The 16,784-nt window shown below is 67.9% G+C and carries 16 protein-coding genes; all 16 read left to right on the top strand.

Annotation, left to right across the window (positions count from 1 at the left end):
* The first annotated feature begins 1 nt into the window (after position 1).
* The 16 genes from ABL838_RS32515 (at position 2) to ABL838_RS32440 (ending at position 16,784) form a co-directional block, all read left to right on the top strand.
* Positions 2-982: a Bug family tripartite tricarboxylate transporter substrate binding protein gene (locus ABL838_RS32515; protein ID WP_418126432.1), complete on the top strand. Its 981-nt coding sequence runs from the start codon at positions 2-4 to the stop codon at positions 980-982.
* Positions 983-1,140: 158 nt separating this feature from the next.
* Positions 1,141-2,139, top strand: a complete 999-nt coding sequence (locus ABL838_RS32510) for a dihydroxyacetone kinase subunit DhaK (protein ID WP_418126430.1) — start codon at positions 1,141-1,143, stop codon at positions 2,137-2,139.
* Positions 2,139-2,744 (top strand): DAK2 domain-containing protein, encoded by a 606-nt coding sequence (locus ABL838_RS32505; protein WP_418126428.1) that lies wholly within the window; start codon positions 2,139-2,141, stop codon positions 2,742-2,744. Before ABL838_RS32510 ends, ABL838_RS32505 begins: the two co-directional genes overlap by 1 nt.
* A 54-nt stretch (positions 2,745-2,798) precedes the next feature.
* A complete protein-coding gene (locus tag ABL838_RS32500) occupies positions 2,799-3,671 on the top strand; it encodes a branched-chain amino acid ABC transporter permease (protein WP_418126426.1) in 873 nt (290 codons plus the stop codon).
* Positions 3,672-3,681: 10 nt separating this feature from the next.
* Positions 3,682-5,505: an ABC transporter permease subunit gene (locus ABL838_RS32495; protein WP_418126424.1), complete on the top strand. Its 1,824-nt coding sequence runs from the start codon at positions 3,682-3,684 to the stop codon at positions 5,503-5,505.
* 78 nt (positions 5,506-5,583) lie between these two features.
* On the top strand, positions 5,584-6,714 hold the full coding sequence (locus ABL838_RS32490; protein ID WP_418126422.1) for an ABC transporter substrate-binding protein: 1,131 nt from the start codon (positions 5,584-5,586) through the stop codon (positions 6,712-6,714).
* 22 nt (positions 6,715-6,736) lie between these two features.
* Positions 6,737-7,489 carry an ABC transporter ATP-binding protein gene (locus ABL838_RS32485; protein ID WP_418126420.1) on the top strand — a complete coding sequence of 251 codons (753 nt, stop codon included), beginning with the start codon at positions 6,737-6,739 and terminating at the stop codon, positions 7,487-7,489.
* A gap of 21 nt (positions 7,490-7,510) precedes the next feature.
* Positions 7,511-8,917, top strand: coding sequence for an FAD-binding oxidoreductase (locus tag ABL838_RS32480; RefSeq protein ID WP_418126418.1), 1,407 nt, complete (start codon positions 7,511-7,513; stop codon positions 8,915-8,917).
* A 394-nt stretch (positions 8,918-9,311) separates the two neighbouring features.
* A complete protein-coding gene (gene tnpB / locus ABL838_RS32475) occupies positions 9,312-9,482 on the top strand; it encodes an IS66 family insertion sequence element accessory protein TnpB (protein ID WP_418126416.1) in 171 nt (56 codons plus the stop codon).
* 218 nt (positions 9,483-9,700) lie between these two features.
* Positions 9,701-11,353, top strand: coding sequence for a long-chain-fatty-acid--CoA ligase (locus ABL838_RS32470; protein WP_418126413.1), 1,653 nt, complete (start codon positions 9,701-9,703; stop codon positions 11,351-11,353).
* A gap of 88 nt (positions 11,354-11,441) precedes the next feature.
* Positions 11,442-12,665, top strand: coding sequence for an ABC transporter substrate-binding protein (locus ABL838_RS32465; protein ID WP_418126411.1), 1,224 nt, complete (start codon positions 11,442-11,444; stop codon positions 12,663-12,665).
* Positions 12,666-12,716: 51 nt separating this feature from the next.
* Positions 12,717-13,610, top strand: a complete 894-nt coding sequence (locus tag ABL838_RS32460) for an SMP-30/gluconolactonase/LRE family protein (RefSeq protein WP_418126409.1) — start codon at positions 12,717-12,719, stop codon at positions 13,608-13,610.
* A 15-nt stretch (positions 13,611-13,625) separates the two neighbouring features.
* Positions 13,626-14,378: an SDR family NAD(P)-dependent oxidoreductase gene (locus ABL838_RS32455; protein WP_418126407.1), complete on the top strand. Its 753-nt coding sequence runs from the start codon at positions 13,626-13,628 to the stop codon at positions 14,376-14,378.
* A gap of 20 nt (positions 14,379-14,398) precedes the next feature.
* Positions 14,399-15,148 carry an ABC transporter ATP-binding protein gene (locus ABL838_RS32450; protein WP_418126405.1) on the top strand — a complete coding sequence of 250 codons (750 nt, stop codon included), beginning with the start codon at positions 14,399-14,401 and terminating at the stop codon, positions 15,146-15,148.
* Positions 15,141-15,860 (top strand): ABC transporter ATP-binding protein, encoded by a 720-nt coding sequence (locus tag ABL838_RS32445; protein ID WP_418126403.1) that lies wholly within the window; start codon positions 15,141-15,143, stop codon positions 15,858-15,860. Before ABL838_RS32450 ends, ABL838_RS32445 begins: the two co-directional genes overlap by 8 nt.
* A 42-nt stretch (positions 15,861-15,902) precedes the next feature.
* The gene (locus ABL838_RS32440) at positions 15,903-16,784 is read left to right on the top strand and encodes a branched-chain amino acid ABC transporter permease (RefSeq protein ID WP_418126401.1); all 882 of its coding nucleotides are present in this window, start codon (positions 15,903-15,905) and stop codon (positions 16,782-16,784) included.

The following is a 16,784-nucleotide window of genomic DNA, read 5'->3' as shown; positions in this document are numbered from 1 at the left end:
CATGAGAATCCAGCGTCGGCAGATCCTCGGCATGGGCGCCGCTGCAGCCTTGGGAACCACGCTGCTGCCCACCGCGTGGGCACAGGGCTTTCCGGCCAAGCCGATCACGCTCGTCGTGCCCTTCGCGCCGGGCGGCAACACGGACATCGTGGCGCGCACCGTCGCCGTCGCCCTCGGCAAGGTGCTGGGCCAATCGGTGATCGTGGACAACCGCGCAGGCGCCGGCGGCTCGATCGGCGCGATGCAGGTCTCGCGCTCGCCGGCCGACGGCTACACGCTGCTGCTGTGCGGGGCCGGCGTCATCGTCACCGTGCCGGAGATGGTCAAGACCAGTTACAGCCGTGCGAGCTTCGCGCCGCTGGGGCTGGTCAACAAGAGCTCCATGGTGCTGCTTGCGCGCAAGAACGAAACCCGCTTCAAGAACTTCAAGGAGTTCGCCGCCTATGCGCGCTCCGGCGATGGCAAGGTCACGGCGGCGCACTCGGGGCCCGGCACGCCCAACCACCTGGCGCTGCTCCAGCTCGAGAGCCTGTTGAAGGCGAAGTTCACGACGGTCAGCTACAAGGGCTCCGGCCCCGCGCTGGTGGACGTCATCGGCGGCCAGGTCGACGTGCATTTCGACCAGGTCACCAGCTCGCTGCAACACATCAAGGGCGGCGCGCTGCAGGCCCTGGCGGTTCTGGGTCCGACGCAGGACCCCTCGCTGCCAGGCGTCCAGACGGTCGCGGAGCTCGGGTTCGGCGACATCGACGGCACGACCTACGTGGGCGTGCTCGCACCGGCAGGAACATCGAAGGACATCCAGGACAAGCTGGCCGCGGCGCTCGCGCAGGCCGTGAAGGACCCGCAGACCGTGGCGAGCGCACGCGAACTCGGCAGCGTCGCGCTGTCGAGCACGCCGCAGGAGTTCGCGCGGATCCTCGACGCCGAATACGCGCTGGCCACGCAGGCCACGCGGGACGGCCGCCTCAAGGTCGACTGAAGACCGTGCTTCTGCGCATCGCGGGCCGCGTGCCTGCGAATGCGCAAGAAGCCCTCGCACATTCATCCATTCGCACGGTGCGGCCCGGCCGCCACCGGCGCGCGGACGCGCCCGCATGCAGGGGCACTCCGTAGACCCATAGCAAGGCAGACAGCAACGTGAAGAAGATCCTCAACGACCCTCAGGCCTACGTCGACGAAATGCTCGACGGACTTTGTCTGGCGCATCCGGAGCTGGCGCGGCGCGGCGAAGGCGGCCGCGTGGTGGTCAGGCGCGGCGGCGCCGTCGCGGGCAAGGTCGGCATCGTCACCGGCGGCGGTTCGGGCCACCTGCCCGTCTTCCTCGGCTACGTCGGCGAAGGCCTGCTGGACAGCTGCGCCGTCGGCAACGTGTTCGCCGGACCGCGCATGGACGACTGCATCGAGGCGATGCGCGCGGCCGATGGCGGTGCCGGCGTGCTGCAGCTGTACGGGAACTATGGCGGCGACCGCATGAACTTCGAGATGGCCGCCGAAATGCTGGAACTCGAGGGCATGAAGACGGCCTCGGTGCGCGTGTCGGACGACGTGGCGAGCGCGCCGCCCGAGCAGCGCGAGAAGCGCCGCGGGGTGGCAGGCCTCGTGCTGGTCTACAAGGCCGCCGGCGCCAGGGCGGCCGCGGGCGCGACGCTCGAGGAGGTGGCCGCCACGGCGCGCAAGGCCAACGACGCCTGCCGCACGATCGGCGTCGCGCTCACGCCTTGCGTGGTGCCGGAGTCCGGCAAGCCCTCGTTCGAGATCGCTGACGACGAAGTGGAGTTCGGCATGGGCATCCACGGCGAGCCGGGCATCTGGCGCGGCCCGCTCAAGACCGCCGACGCCCTGGCCGACGAGATGCTCGAGCGGGTGCTGCCCGAACTGGCGGTCTCGCGCGGCGACCGCCTGGCAGTGCTGGTCAACAGCCTGGGCGCCACGCCGTCCGAAGAGCTCTACATCCTCTATCGCCGCATTGCGACCGTGCTCGCCGGGCGCGGCGTCGACATCGCCTTCTCGCTCGTGGGCCGCTACGCCACCTCGATGGAAATGGCCGGCGCCTCCCTCAGCGTGATGAAGCTGGACGCCGACCTCGAGGCACTGCTGACAGCGCCCGCAACCTGTCCGTTCTGGAGCGTGCGGTGATGCTCGATGCCAACGTCCTAGCCCGCGCGGTGCCGCGCTGGTGCGCCGCCATGCATGCCGCCGCGCCTGAACTGAACGCCCTCGACGGCCGCCTGGGCGACGCCGATCTCGGCGCCACGCTCGACAAGTGCGCCACGCTGATGGAGCAGGCGCTGCCCGTTTCACCCGCTTCACCCGACTCGCTGGAAGGCATCTTCAAGCGCTGCGCGCAGGCCTCGGCGAAGGCCTCCGGCTCGAGCTTCGGCACGCTGCTGACCGTCGCGCTCATGACGGCCGGCAAGCACTGTGCCGGCAGGGAGTTGCTCTCGGCGCAGGACGTCGCGGCGCTGCTGTCCGGAGTGATCACTACGCTGTCCGCGCGCGGCGGCGCCGCCCTCGGCGACAAGACCGTGCTCGACGGCCTGGATGCGATCCAGCGCGCCCTGTCCGGTGCCGCGGCCGATGCTCCCGCCCTCGCGCTCGCCGGCGCGGCGTTGCGCGGATCGCTCGACGCCTTCCGCGACAAGCCCAACCGCATGGGCCGTGCACGCATGTTCGCGGACAAGACCATCGGCCTGGACGACCCCGGCATGGTCGCGCTGCTGCGCATGGTCGAAGCGCTCTGACGGCACCCGCGCGCGCCCCTCGCCAAAGAAAAACGAACACGGAGACAGATCGACATGCTCGGACAAGTGATCGTCAGCGGCCTCGCCATGGGCTGCATCTACGCGCTGATCGCGCTCGGCTACGCCTACGTCTGGAACACGATGGCGATCGTGAACTTCGCGGCCGGCGAGTTCCTGACCTTTTCCGCGTTCGTCTTCGTCGCCACCTTCACGACGAGCATGCACCTGCCCTTCTGGCTCGCCGCGCTGCTGACCGCCGCTGTGATGGCGTTGCTGGGGGCGCTGTTCTCCAGGCTGGTGTTCGCCCGGCTCCAGCGGCAACGGGCACTGGTGGCCATCATCGCGACCGTGGGCTTCGGCATCTTCCTCAAGGAGATGGCCCGCATCATCTACGGGCCCGAACCGCTGCTGTACGCCAGCCCCTTCGGCGACGGCGTGATCGACCTGGGCGGCCTGCGCATTCCGGTGCAGCAGCTCGTGATCATGGTCATCGTGGTGCTGGTGATGGTGCTGCAATACCTGGCCTTGCGCTACACCACCATCGGCAAGGTCATGCGCGCCACCGCGCTGGATCGCGAGACCGCCCAACTCATGGGCATTCCGGTCAACCGCGTGCTGGCCGGCACGTTCGCGTTCTCCTCGGTGCTGGCCGCGCTCGCGGGCATCCTGCTCGCGCCGCTGTTCTACGTGACGACCGAGATGGGCACGCTCGTGGGGCTGAAGGGATTCGTTGCGATGATCATCGGCGGCTTCGGCAGCGTGCCGGGGGCCATCCTCGGCGGCGTCCTGCTCGGGGTGATCGAGAACGTCGGCGCCTTCACCATCTCCTCCACCTACAAGGACGCGATCGCGTTCGGCGTGCTGCTGATCTTCCTGCTGCTGCGCCCGCAGGGGATCCTTCCGGAACGCAACGCCGACCGCGCCTGAGGAGTCCATCATGCACAACACCTGGATGCGCCCCCTGGCGTGGGTCGCCGTGCTCGCCGCGCTGGCGCTGCCGATCGCACTCGATCTCAACATCTACTACCTGCACGTGCTCAACCTGGCGTGGATCTTCGCGATCGCCGCGCTGGGCCTGCAGGTGGCAACCGGCATCACCGGGCAGATCGTGCTCGGCCAGGCCGCGCTCGTGGGCTTCGGCGCGTATGCGACGGCGCTGCTCATGATGCGCCTGTCGCTGCCCTGGTTCTTGGCGCTGCCGGCCGCCATGCTGTTGAGCGCCGCCGTGGGCGTGCTGCTGGGCGCGGTGAGCACGCGCATCAAGGGCCACTACCTCGCCATCGTGACGCTCGCGCTCAACGAGATCTTCCGCATGGTCGCGCTCAACGAGGAAGCCCTCACCGGCGGGCCGATGGGCATGCGCGACATCCCGACGCTGAACATCCCTGCGCTGGGCGATCACATCGACAAGCAGCTCTACTTTCCGCTACTCGTGCTGAGCCTGGTGGCCTACGCCGCGATGGTCTGGCTCCAGCGCTCGCGCCTCGGCCGCGACATGCGTGCGGTGCGCGACGACGAGATCGCCGCCGAGGCCATGGGCGTCGATTCGCGCCGCGTGAAGACCATCGCCTTCGCGGTGTGCAGCGTCTGGGCCTCGCTCGCAGGCGGCCTCTACGTCCTGCTGGTCGGGTTCGCAGCACCGAACAACTTCACGGTCTTCGAGAGCATCAAGGTGATGCTGATGGTGGTGCTCGGCGGCCTGGGTTCGATCGCCGGCACCTTCCTTGGCGCGGTGGTGATCACCGTGCTGCCCGAGGCACTGCGCGGCCTGCAGACCTACTACCTGGCCGCGTTCGGCATCGGCGTGGTGGCGATCCTGCTGCTTGCGCCGCGCGGCCTCGGCGTGGTCGGCGACTGGCTGCTCGGCGCGTTCCTGACGGGCCGGCGCGAGCCGGTGGGCGAAGCGCCCGCCGCGCCGCTGAACCTCGGTGCGGCCGCATCCGCCGCGAGCGCGGCCTTGGCCGGCCGCACGCCGGTGCCCGTGAGCGGCGAGCCCCTGCTCCAGGTGCGCCGCGTGTCGCGCAGCTTCGGCGGCGTCAAGGCCCTCGACGACGTCGCCTTCGACGTGCGCCGCGGCGAGATCCTCGGGCTGATCGGCCCGAATGGATCGGGCAAGTCGACCATGATCAACGCCTGCTCGGGCACCGTGGGCGTGGAAGGCGGCATCGAACTGGCAGGCGAGCGCATCGACAACCACGCGCCATGGGCGATCCACGCGAAGGGCGTGGCCCGAATCTTCCAGAACGTGCGGCTCTGGGAATCCATGACGGTGCTGGAGAACGTCATGGTCGCGTGGCAACCACCGAGGGGCGTGCCCGGTTCGCGCGAAACGCTTTGCCGCACGGCGGCGCTCGAAGCCCTGGACAGCATGGGCGTCGCGCACCTCGCCTACCGGCGCGGCGGCGACCTGTCCTTCGGACAGAGCCGGCTGGTGGAGATGGCGCGCGCGATCGTCAACAAGCCCCGCCTGCTGCTGCTCGACGAGCCGGCGGCGGGGCTGCGCGGCGGTCTGATCATGGAACTCGCGCAGATCCTGCAGCACCTGCGCGCGCAGGGCATGTCGATTCTCGTGGTGGAGCACCGCATCAAGCTGGTCATGAACATGTGCGACCGCGTCGTGGTGCTCAACCTGGGCCACAAGATCGCGGACGGCGCGCCGGCCGAGGTCATGAACACGCCGGCAGTGATCGAGGCCTACCTGGGCGAACGCGTGCCCCAAGAGACCGCACGCCCGCTCGCCGTCCAGCCGGTGGCGGGCTGAGCCGCCGGCCGTGCGCCCTCCCAGTTTTCGTTCCCTCTCAGATTAATGCGCACCGCGCCATCCACTGGAGACAAAAGCATGAAGAAAACCACCCTTCCCTCGTCACGCCGCGCATGGATCGCCGCAGCGTCGCTCGCGCTGTCGCTGCCCGCGATGGCCGATGCGCTCATCGGCGTCTCGCTGCCGCAGACGGGCCCCAAGGCGCTCGTCGGGCGCAACTTCAAGCAAGGCGTGGAGCTGGCGGTCACGGAGATCAACGCCGCGGGCGGCGTGCTGGGCAAGCCGCTGGAGGTCGTGTTCGAGGACGACCAGGGCGACAACCCGAACGGCGCGATCAACGCGGTGAACAAGCTGATGCAGGTCGGCAAGGTGCCGGTGATGATCGGCCCGCACTACTCGGTCACGCAGATGGCCACGCAGAAGACCTACTGCAACGGCAAGGTGGTGTCGCTCACCGGCGGCACGTCGGTGGCCATCACGCACAGCGGCTGCAACTACGTGATCCGCACCCGCTCCGACGACGACGTGCAGGCCAAGGCGCTGATCGCCTATGCCCAGAAGGAACTCAAGGCTGGGGAGAAGACGGCCATCTTCTATGCCAACGACGACTTCGGAAAGTCGGGGCAGGCGCGCGTGGTCGCCCAGATGGCTTCGCTGGGGCTCAAGCCCGTCGCCGTGGAAAGCCACAACCCCAGCGACAAGGATTACTCGGCACAGCTCGCCAAGCTGCAAAAGGCCGGTGCGGAGCTGGTCATCCTGTGGGCGCACGACACGGATGCGGCGCTGATCCTGCGCCAGGCCAAGCAGTTCGGCCTGCCCTTCAAGTTCGCGGGCGCCGTGCTGTCCGAGGAAGCGTTCCTCAAGCTGGCCGGCAGCGCCGCGGAAGGCTCGATGAGCGCCTCCTACTTCGTGCCGACGGATCCCAACCCCGCCGTGCAGGCCTTCGTGAAGAAGTACGAGGCGATGTACAGGATGGCGCCTGACGTCTGGTCCGCCACCTACTACGACGCGACCATTCTTGCCGCGAAGGCCATCAACGAGGCGCGGTCTTCCGACGTCGAGAAGATCCGCGAGGCGTTCTCCAGGGTGGGCTACAGCGGCCTGCTCGCAGACTACAAGTGCGACAAGGCCGGCGACTGCAACCGGCAGGTCAACATCGTGGAGATCAAGGGCGGTCAGCCGGTCGTTCGCTCGGCGGTCAAGTTCTGAGCCCCACGCAGCGAGGAACCCCATGATGCAAGCAGACCTGCCGCGTGCCATGGTCACCGAACGGCCCGAACTCGAGCTCTCGCATGTCGACGTGTTCTACGGCAAGGTGCAGATCCTGTTCGACCTGTCGATCCGCGCCTATGCGGGCCAGATCGTCGCGGTCATCGGCGCGAACGGCGCGGGCAAGTCAACCACGCTGAACCTGATCGTCGGCCGGCTCAAGGCCGGCGCGGGGCGCGTGGAATTCGCAGGCCAGGACATTGGCGGGCTTTCGGTGGAGCAGATCGTGGCTTCGGGCATCGCCTGCGTGCCCCAGCGCCGACGCATCTTCTCGACCCTGAGCGTCAAGGAGAACCTGGAGGTCGGCGCCTACGTGCGCCGGCGCGACAAGGGCGCGATCAGTGCCACGCTGGACGAGATCTACGAGCTGTTCCCGGTGCTCAAGCGCAAGGCTGGCGAGATGGGCGGCGTGCTCTCCGGCGGAGAACAGCAGATGCTGGCGATCGCACGCGGACTGATGGCCGGTCCCCGCATCCTGCTGCTGGACGAACCGTCGATGGGCCTGTCGCCCAAGCTCACGACCGAGATGTTCCTCGACATCCGCCGCATCGCGCGCGCCGGCCGCACTGTCGTGATCGTCGAGCAGAACGCATTCGCGGCACTGAGCGTGGCCGACCAGGGCTACGTGCTCGAAGGCGGGCGGATCGCCCTCGAAGGCTCCGCCGCGCAGCTGCTGCACGACGACCATGTGCGGGACGCCTACCTCGGGGCCTGACACGACCACCCATCAGAGACCATGGCCTTTCACCAGACACTCGCCCAGACTGCAGCCGCAGTCGAATCCCTCATGCCCGAGTTCCGCGCGATCTTCGGAGATCGTGCCGTCACGTCCGCGGCGGTGCGCGCGCACCACAGCCATGGAGAGGGCCTGCCGGACCCCGGCCAGCCCGACGTGGTCCTGTTCCCTCTGACCAACGAGGAAGTGGCGGCCGCCCTGAAGCTGTGCCACCGCGAGGCGGTGCCGGTCATCGCCTTCGGCAGCGGCACTTCGATGGAGGGGCACGTCGCGGCGATCCACGGCGGCGTCTGCATCGACGTCTCGCGCATGGACCGCGTGCTCGAGGTCTCCACCGAATCGATGGACTGCCGCGTGCAGGCGGGCGTGACGCGCGAGCAGCTCAACGAGCACCTGCGCGCCAGCGGACTTTTCTTCGCGGTGGATCCCGGCGCCAACGCGTCGCTGGGCGGCATGGCCTCGACGCGGGCCTCCGGCACCGCCGCGGTGCGCTATGGCACCATGCGTGAAACCGTCATGGGCCTGACGGTGGTCACGCCCGACGGGCGCATCGTGCGTACCGGCACGCGCGCACGCAAGTCGGCGTCGGGGCTCGACCTGACACGGCTGTACGTCGGGAGCGAAGGATTGCTGGGGATCATCACCGAGGTGCAGTTGCGCCTGTTCGGCTTGCCCGAGCACGTAGTGGCAGCCGTGTGCCAGTTCGACAGCCTGCGCGCCGCCATGGACACGGTGATCGCCACGCTGCAGCTGGGCGTGCCGGTCGCGCGCATCGAGCTTCTCAACGACGTGCAGATGGACGCCTGCATCCGCTATTCGAAGCTCGACGAATTCGAGGCTCGCCCCACCCTGTTCATCGAGTTTCACGGCAGCGAGAGCGCCGTGGCGGAACAGGTCGCGACGGTGGAAGCGCTCGCGCTCGACAACGGCGGCAGCGGATTTCGCTACGCCCACCAGCCCGAAGACCGCTCGAGGCTGTGGAAGGCGCGGCACTCCTGCTACCACGCCAACCTCGCGATGCACCCCGGCTGGAGCTCCATGGGTACGGATGCGTGCGTGCCTATCTCCGCGCTGGTGGAATGCATCACCGAGACCGAGGCCGCGATCCGGGAGAGCGGCCTGTACGCACCCATCGTCGGCCACGTGGGCGATGGCAACTTCCATCTGGGCATCATCTACGACGACACCGATCCTACGGCGCGACGCAAGGCGGAGGCCCTGGCCGAGGACGTGGCGCTGCGTGCGATCCGCCTCGGAGGCACCTGCACCGGCGAGCACGGCGTCGGCCTGCACCGCATCGGACAGATCGAAATCGAACACGGCGAGGCCATCGAACTCATGCGAGACATCAAGCGCGCATTGGATCCCCGAGGCATCATGAATCCAGGGAAGATGCTGCAGATGTAGTCCTGTGGTAGGCCTCAAAGCCCGCTCCACACCGTCGCTCTTCACGGCAGCCAGTGTTTCGATCACGTGCGTCAGAGCAGTTCGCTTACGCACACGTCGCCCCCACATGCATTCATTCTCGCTAGGCCAATACGAGGCCGGACGCTCACCGGGTGTTTCTGGGAACAAATGTGGCTGGCCGACTTTCAGACGCCCCCAAACTAACAGCCTGCGCCTCCCTGGAATGCCAAGAAACTGATTCGGGATATAGAGAAGACGAGCTTGATGCATGGATCGCATCTCGACCTCAGCGAGCCGGCTAGTACCGATACATCCGTAATGCGTGCGAGGATTTGCACAGCATGTGCGCGATGCTCGCCCCCGAACCTCCGAGCCCTACCTGTTCGCCAATCGCATGAAGGTCCTGGTGCACGACGGCATCGGAATCTGGCTGTCGGCACGACGCCTGCACCAGGACAAGTTCGTCTGGCCCAAGGACAGCGGCATCACCCTCAGCCCGCCCCTCCCCAGTTCGATGCGCTGGTGCTCGGACCGCCGTGGCAGCAGATCGGCGAAGCTGGGGTGATCTGCGTGCTGCAGTGCAATTGCCGAATGTGCTGATGCGTGGGCGTGCACGGTGGCTCACTTCTACTTCGCCGCGGGCACCCCGGGTTTCCCCCGGGGCCGGCCCGCGTTGTGGCAGGCAATCAAAGCTGCTAGCATGACTTAACTTACCGGCCGGCATGTAAAAACAATGCCAAGCCCATCGCTCGACGTGACAGAAGAAAGACACGAGACAACGAGATGAACGCCTTGATGCAGAGCAATGCGCTCCTGATTTCCAAGCTGCTGGAGCATGCGGCGCGACACCATCCAGACGTGGAAATCGTCTCGCACGTCAACCTGCAACAGTGCGAGCGAACAAACTGGCGACAGGTGGCGCAGCGTGCGGCCAGGCTGGCCTCGGCCCTGCAGGCACATGGCATCCAGCCCGGCGCGCGTGTCGCGACGCTGGCCTGGAATACGCATCGGCATCTGGAGCTCTACTACGCCGTCTCGGGGATCGGGGCGGTGCTGCACACGGTCAACCCGCGGCTCTTTCCCGAACAGATCAGCTACATCGTCAACCACGCGGCCGACGAACTGCTCTTCTTCGATCTCGGCTTCGCGCCATTGCTCGCACAGGTCGCGCCCCAACTGGGGTCCGTCAAGGCGTTCGTTGCCCTGTGCTCCCGCGAGGAGCTGCCGGCGCTGGACCTGCCCAGCCCGCTGCTTTGCTACGAAGACCTCGTGAATGACGCCGAGCCGCTGGCCCGCTGGCCCGCCCTCGACGAACACACGGCCTCCTCGCTTTGCTATACCTCCGGCACCACCGGCAACCCCAAGGGCGTGCTCTACAGCCACCGCTCGACCGTGCTGCACTCGTGGGCGGCGTGCGCGGCCGACGGTCTGCAACTGGGCACGCGCGACAGCGTGCTGCTCGCGGTGCCGATGTTCCATGTGAACGCCTGGGGCATTCCGTACGCAGCCGCGATGTGCGGTGCCAAGCTGGTGCTGCCAGGGCCGGACCTTGGCGGCGAGCGCCTCTTCGAGCTGATGCGCGACGAGCGCTGCACCTTCTCGCTCGGTGTGCCGACCGTGTGGCTCGGCTTCTTCCAGCACGCCGAGAAGCTCGACGCGACCGCGCGCGCCGCCCTGTGCCTCGAACGCGTTGTAGTTGGCGGCTCCGCCGCGCCGCGCGCCATCATCGAGAAATTCGAGCATCTGTTCGGCGCCTATGTGATCCAGGCCTGGGGCATGACCGAGACCAGCCCGCTTTCGACGATCTGCAATCTGCTGCCGCGCCACGAGGGCATTGCCCTGGAAAAACGCTTCGACGTGCAGGCGCGCCAAGGGCGGGCCATCTTCGGCGTCGAGATCGCGGTCTTCGACAGCGAAGGACACCGGCTGCCCGACGATGCGCACACACCGGGAGAACTGAAGGTCCGCGGCCCCTGGGTTGTCTCTGCCTACTACGGCCAGGAGCCCGGTGCGGTGCTCGATGCCGATGGCTGGTTCGCCACCGGCGACGTCGCGCTGATCGACCGGGACGGCTACGTGCAGATCACCGACCGCTCGAAGGACGTCATCAAGTCCGGCGGCGAATGGATCTCGTCCATCGACCTGGAGAACCTCGCTGTCGGCCACCCCAAGGTCAAGGAAGCCGCCGTCATCGGCGCGTACCACAGCAAGTGGCAGGAACGCCCGCTGCTGATCGTGGTGCCTGATGACGGCGCGCAGGTCACGGCCGAGGAAATCCTCGGCTTCATGCAGGACCGCGTGGCCCGCTGGTGGATGCCCGATGACGTGGTCTTCGTCGATGAGCTGCCCCACACCGCCACCGGCAAGCTGCAGAAGACCCGGCTGCGTGAACAGTTTCGCGACCACCGGCTGCCCACCGACGTGCCCGGCGCCTGAGGCGTTCGCCCTCCCCCCCGCGAGCCCGGACGCCCGCGCAGCAACCAGGTTTCAAGCGACAGCACCTACACACACAACGGAGACAAGCATGCAACATCGATTCCGCCTCGCGGCCTGCATGGTCGCCCTGCTCGCCTGCGCGGGCGCTTCGGCACAAGGCAGCGCCGTCAGCGACGACGTGGTGCGCATCGGCGTCATGGCCGACCAGACAGGCCCCTACTCGGGCAATGGCGGCCCCGGCTCCTCGCTGGCCGTGAAGATGGCCGTCGAGGACTTCGGCGGCAAGGTGCTCGGCAAGCCGATCGAGGTGCTGGTGGCCGACGACCAGAACAAGCCCGACGTGGGCTTGAACATCGCGCGCAAATGGCTGGACACCGAGAAGGTGGACACCATCGTCGGCGGCTCGGCCTCCTCCATCGCGCTGGGCGTGTCCTCGCTGCTCAAGGAGCGCAAGAAGCCGTACCTGATTGCCGGCACGGTGAGCGCGGAGCTCACCAACAAGTCGTGCTCGCCGATGAACTTCCAGTTCCTCACAGACACCTATGCGCTGCCCAAGGCGGGCGTGCAGAGCCTGATGAAGCAGGGCGTGAAGAGCTTCTACTTCATCACCGTGGACTACGCCTTCGGCCAGGCCTTCCAGGACGACGCCACCCGGTTCATCCAGGCCGCGGGCGGCAAGGTGGTGGGCTCGGTCAAGCACCCGCTGGGCGCCACCGATTTCTCGTCCTACCTGCTGCAGGCGCAGGCCAGCGGCGCGCAGGCCATCGTCATCCTCAACGCGGGCCTGGACCTGTCGAACGCGCTGAAGCAGGCGGCCGAATACAAGCTCACGCGCAACGGCCAGGTGGTGTCGGTGTTCGGCATGACCATCAACAGCGTCGCTGCGATGGGCCTGGACGTGGCCCAGGGCCTGCAGCTCACGGTGCCCTTCTACTGGGACCGCGACGATGCCTCGCGCGAATGGTCCAAGCGCTTCATGGCCCGCAACAAGGGCGTGGTGCCGACCTACATCCATGCCGGTGCCTACAGTGCGACCCTGCATTACCTGAATGCCGTCAAGGCCGCAGGCACCGACGACGGCGCCACGGTCGCGGCGAAGATGAAGGCCATGCCGATCCACGATTTCTTCTCGAAGGACGTCAAGATCCGGGAGGACGGCCAGGCACTTCGCCCCGTCTATGCCGTGCAGGTGAAGAAACCGGCCGAATCCAAGGGCGCGAACGACTACTACTCCGTGCGCGCCGAGATCCCGCAGGAGCAGACCTGGCGCCCGCTGGCCGAGAGCAGCTGCGACTTCATCAAGGCCAAGTGAGCCTCCCTTGCCCGCCACCGCACACATGAAGACCAGAAAGCACCAAGCACCATGGGATTGCGCATCGACATCCTCGTGCCCGGGCGCGACCTGCTCGGCGAATGCCCGCTGTGGGACGTGCGCAGCCAGTCGCTGTACTGGATCGACGGTCGCGCGCAGCACGTGCGGCGCCACACCCCCGCCACCGGCGCGAGCGCGCAATGGCAGGCGCCGCAGCACATCGGCTCCATCGCGCTGTGCGAAAGCGGCCGCCTGCTGCTGGCGCTGGAAGACGACTTCTGGTTGCTCGACCCCGGCAGCGGCTCGCTCGTGCCCGCAGGAGCGGGCATCACGCATGCCGCCGGGCGCATGCGCCTGAACGATGGCCGCACCGACCGCGCAGGCCGCTTCGTCGTGGGCTCGATGACCCTGGGCCGCGCCGAACCCGCGGGCGCGCTGTACCAGTTGGCCCCGGACCTTGCAGTGACCACGCTGGACACCGGCATCATGCTGGCCAACGCCACCTGCTTCAGCCCCGACGGGCGCTGGCTCTACTTCGCGGACAGCCACACGCACCAGATCCGCCGCTACCCCTACGACCGGACCACCGGCACCGCGGGGCCGAGCGAAGTGCTGGTGGACACACGCGCGCTCGACTCGGCGCCCGACGGCGCCACCGTCGATGCCGAAGGCCACCTCTGGGTGGCGCTCGTGCAGACAGGCCAGCTCGCACGATTCACGCCTGAGGGACGGCTCGATCGCACCATCCAGCTGCCGGTGACCTACGTCACCTGCCCCTGCTTCGGCGGCCCCGATCTCGACGTGATCTACGTCACCTCGATCAGCAACAGCGGCAACCTGCTGCGCAGCGACCATCCGGACGCCGGCGCGGTGTTCGCCATCCACGGCGCCGGCGTGCGCGGGCTCGAAGAGGCCCGCTTCGCCGACGTCCCCCCATCCAACTGAATGAAGGCAGACGACATGACCCAACGTTTCGAAGGCAAGGTGGCGCTCGTCACCGGAGGCGCCCGTGGCATCGGCCGCGCCATCTCGGAGGCCCTGGCGGCCGAAGGCGCCATCGTCGGCGTGCTCGACCGACAGGAAGACCTGGCCCGCGAAGCCGCCGAGGCCATCCAGGCGCAAGGCGGCCGTGCCGTGGCTTTCGGCGGCGACGTGGCACGCCGCGACACCTTCGCTCAGTCCATCCCGGCGCTGAAGCAGCAGTTCGGCAGCTTCGACATCCTGGTCAACAACGCGATCTGGGTGCGCTACGGACCCATCGAAGCCATCACGCCCGAGATGCTCGAGCGCATGGTCGGCACTGGCTTCAACTCGGTCGCCTGGGGCATCCAGGTGGCGGCCGAAGCCATGGGCGAAGGCGGCAGCATCGTCAACATCGCCTCGTCGGCGGCCTACCTGGGCCTGCCCGAAGGCATGCTGTACTGCGGCGTGAAGGCCGGCGTGCTGGGGCTCACGCGTTCGGCGGCAACCGACCTGGGGCCGCGCGGCATCCGCGTGAACGCGATCTGTCCGGGCTCCATCGCAACCGAGGGCGTGAAGATCAACCTGACGCCCGAGCACGTCAAGGTCCGTCTCGCCAAGACGCCGATGAAGCGCCTCGGGGCCGTGGACGACGTCGCCAGGGCGGCCTGCTTCCTCGCCTCGTCCGACAGCAGCTTCATCACCGGCGAGTCGCTGCTGGTAGACGGCGGCGTGACGCACGCCTTCCTCTGAACGCAGGCACCGTCCCCGTCATGGACACCATCCTCGAGGCGCGGCAACTCAGCCGGCAGTTCAGCGGCTTCTTCGCCGTGAAGAACGTCGACCTGCGCGTGCGTCGGCATTCCGTGCATGCGCTGATCGGCCCCAACGGCGCGGGCAAGACCACCTGCTTCAACCTGCTGACCACCTTCCTGCGGCCCTCCGCCGGGCAGGTGGTCTTCAATGGCCGCGACATCTCGCGCAGCAACCCCGCCTCGGTCGCCATGGCCGGCCTGGTGCGCTCCTTCCAGATCTCCGCCGTGTTCGGCCAGATGACGGTGCTGGAGAACGTGCGCGTCGCCTTGCAGAAGAAGGCGGGCGGCAGCTTCGCGTTCTGGCGCAACGCGCGGGTGTTGCGCAGCCTAGACGCGCGCGCCATGGAACTGCTCGAACGCGTGGGGCTCGCGCCTTGGCGCGACACGCAGGCCGGCGAGTTGCCCTACGGCCGCAAGCGCGCGCTGGAGCTGGCGACCACGATCGCGATGGACCCCGAGATGATCCTGCTGGACGAACCGATGGCCGGTCTGGGCCACGAGGACATCGCCCCGGTGGTCGAACTGATCCGCGACGCGGCCAAGGGCCGCACCGTGCTGATGGTCGAGCACAACATGAAGGTCATCGAAGCCCTGTGCGATCGCGTGACCGTGCTGCAGGCCGGCGAGGTCCTGGCCGAAGGCAGCTACGACGAGGTGTCGCGCGACCCACGCGTCATCGAGGCCTACGTGGGGGGCGCGCATGCCTGAGGTCACCGAAACCACGCCCATGCTGCGAGTGGAAGGCCTGCGCGGCTGGTATGGAGAGACGCTGGCGCTGCAGGGCATTGACCTCGAGGTGCACGAGGGCGAGGTGGTCTGCCTGCTCGGACGCAACGGCGCGGGCAAGACCACCACGCTGCGCGCGATCATGGGCCTGCTGGGGCGCCGCGAAGGACGCATCCACGTCGGCACGACATCCTCCATCGGCCTGCAGCCCGAAGCGATTGCACGGCTCGGACTGGCCTACTGCCCGGAGGAGCGCGGCATCTTCGCGAGCCTCACGACGCAGGAAAACCTGATGCTGCCGCCAGTGCTGCGCCCGGGCGGGCTGGGCATCGACGAGATCTACGCGCTCTTTCCCAACCTGCAGCAGCGCCGACACAGCCCCGGCACGCGGCTGTCGGGTGGCGAGCAGCAGATGCTGGCCATCGCGCGCATCCTGCGCACCGGGGCCCGGCTGCTGCTGTTGGACGAACCCACGGAAGGCCTCGCGCCGGTCATCGTCGAGCGAATCGGGCAGACCATCGGCATGCTGCGCGAGCGCGGCTTCACCGTGCTGATGGTGGAGCAGAACTTCCGCTTTGCCTCCACGCTGGCCGACCGCTTCTACGTGATCGAGGAAGGCCAGGTCGTGGCGCATTTCCATCGCGACGAACTCGGCGCGCAGCGCGGCCACGTCGAGTCCCTGCTGGGACTCTGAGCACGGCCGCCATCCCTCAGACGAACACGGACACACATCACGATGGACGGGCTATTCGGAATCCCCCTGGCGGCACTGATCGGGCAACTGATGGTGGGCCTCATCAACGGCGCCTTCTACGCGCTCATGAGCCTCGGGCTGTCGATCATCTTCGGGCTGCTGCGGGTGGTGAACTTCGCGCATGGCGCGCAGTACATGCTCGGCGCCTTCGTCACCTGGGGCCTGCTGGAATACCTCGGCATCGGCTACTGGGGCGCGATCGTCATCGCGCCCCTGGTGGTGGCCGCCTTCGGCCTGCTGTTCGAGCGCTGGATGCTCAGGCGGCTGTACGCGCTCGACCATGTCTACGCGCTGCTCCTGACCTTCGGCGTCGCCCTGCTCATGGAGGGCGCGTTCCGCCTGCAGTTCGGCGTGAGCGGCCAGCCCTACCCCAACCCGCTGTCGGGCGGCTTGGACGTGGGCGTCACCTTCCTGCCGCTGTACCGCGTGTGGGTCATCGTGGCCGCGCTGGCGGTGTGCCTGGGCACCTGGTACTTCGTCGAGAAGACGCAGCTCGGCGCCTACCTGCGCGCCGCCAACGAGAACGCGCCGCTGGTGCGCACCTTCGGCATCAACGTGCCGCGCATGCTGATGCTGACCTACGGCCTGGGCGTGGGCCTGGCCGGGCTCAGCGGCGTGATGGCCGCGCCCATCTACCAGGTGAGCCCGCTGATGGGGTCGAACCTCATCATCGTGGTGTTCGCAGTGGTGGTGATCGGCGGCATGGGCTCGATCCTCGGTTCGATCGTCACCGGCTTCGGCCTCGGCGCCATCGAGGGCCTGACGAAGATCTTTTATCCGGACGGTGCCGGCGTCGTCATCTTCGTGGTGATGATCCTGGTCCTCGCCGTCCGTCCCCACGGCCTGTTCGGCCGCGCCCACTGA

This window comes from Variovorax sp. 160MFSha2.1 (genome assembly GCF_048305075.1).
Taxonomy (GTDB): Bacteria; Pseudomonadota; Gammaproteobacteria; order Burkholderiales; family Burkholderiaceae_C; genus Variovorax; species Variovorax guangxiensis.
This window is presented reverse-complemented; position numbering and strand designations above follow the sequence as displayed.

What these genes read in the sequence shown, in the direction of transcription:
- ABL838_RS32505 (WP_418126428.1), top strand. Translation starts at nt 2,139, where the DNA reads ATGCTCGATGCCAACGTCCTAGCCCGCGCGGTGCCGCGCTGGTGCGCC.
- ABL838_RS32480 (WP_418126418.1), top strand. Translation starts at nt 7,511, where the DNA reads ATGGCCTTTCACCAGACACTCGCCCAGACTGCAGCCGCAGTCGAATCC.
- ABL838_RS32485 (WP_418126420.1), top strand. Translation starts at nt 6,737, where the DNA reads ATGATGCAAGCAGACCTGCCGCGTGCCATGGTCACCGAACGGCCCGAA.
- ABL838_RS32460 (WP_418126409.1), top strand. Translation starts at nt 12,717, where the DNA reads ATGGGATTGCGCATCGACATCCTCGTGCCCGGGCGCGACCTGCTCGGC.
- tnpB (WP_418126416.1), top strand. Translation starts at nt 9,312, where the DNA reads ATGAAGGTCCTGGTGCACGACGGCATCGGAATCTGGCTGTCGGCACGA.
- ABL838_RS32440 (WP_418126401.1), top strand. Translation starts at nt 15,903, where the DNA reads ATGGACGGGCTATTCGGAATCCCCCTGGCGGCACTGATCGGGCAACTG.
- ABL838_RS32490 (WP_418126422.1), top strand. Translation starts at nt 5,584, where the DNA reads ATGAAGAAAACCACCCTTCCCTCGTCACGCCGCGCATGGATCGCCGCA.
- ABL838_RS32495 (WP_418126424.1), top strand. Translation starts at nt 3,682, where the DNA reads ATGCACAACACCTGGATGCGCCCCCTGGCGTGGGTCGCCGTGCTCGCC.
- ABL838_RS32500 (WP_418126426.1), top strand. Translation starts at nt 2,799, where the DNA reads ATGCTCGGACAAGTGATCGTCAGCGGCCTCGCCATGGGCTGCATCTAC.
- ABL838_RS32515 (WP_418126432.1), top strand. Translation starts at nt 2, where the DNA reads ATGAGAATCCAGCGTCGGCAGATCCTCGGCATGGGCGCCGCTGCAGCC.
- ABL838_RS32470 (WP_418126413.1), top strand. Translation starts at nt 9,701, where the DNA reads ATGAACGCCTTGATGCAGAGCAATGCGCTCCTGATTTCCAAGCTGCTG.
- ABL838_RS32465 (WP_418126411.1), top strand. Translation starts at nt 11,442, where the DNA reads ATGCAACATCGATTCCGCCTCGCGGCCTGCATGGTCGCCCTGCTCGCC.
- ABL838_RS32450 (WP_418126405.1), top strand. Translation starts at nt 14,399, where the DNA reads ATGGACACCATCCTCGAGGCGCGGCAACTCAGCCGGCAGTTCAGCGGC.
- ABL838_RS32455 (WP_418126407.1), top strand. Translation starts at nt 13,626, where the DNA reads ATGACCCAACGTTTCGAAGGCAAGGTGGCGCTCGTCACCGGAGGCGCC.
- ABL838_RS32445 (WP_418126403.1), top strand. Translation starts at nt 15,141, where the DNA reads ATGCCTGAGGTCACCGAAACCACGCCCATGCTGCGAGTGGAAGGCCTG.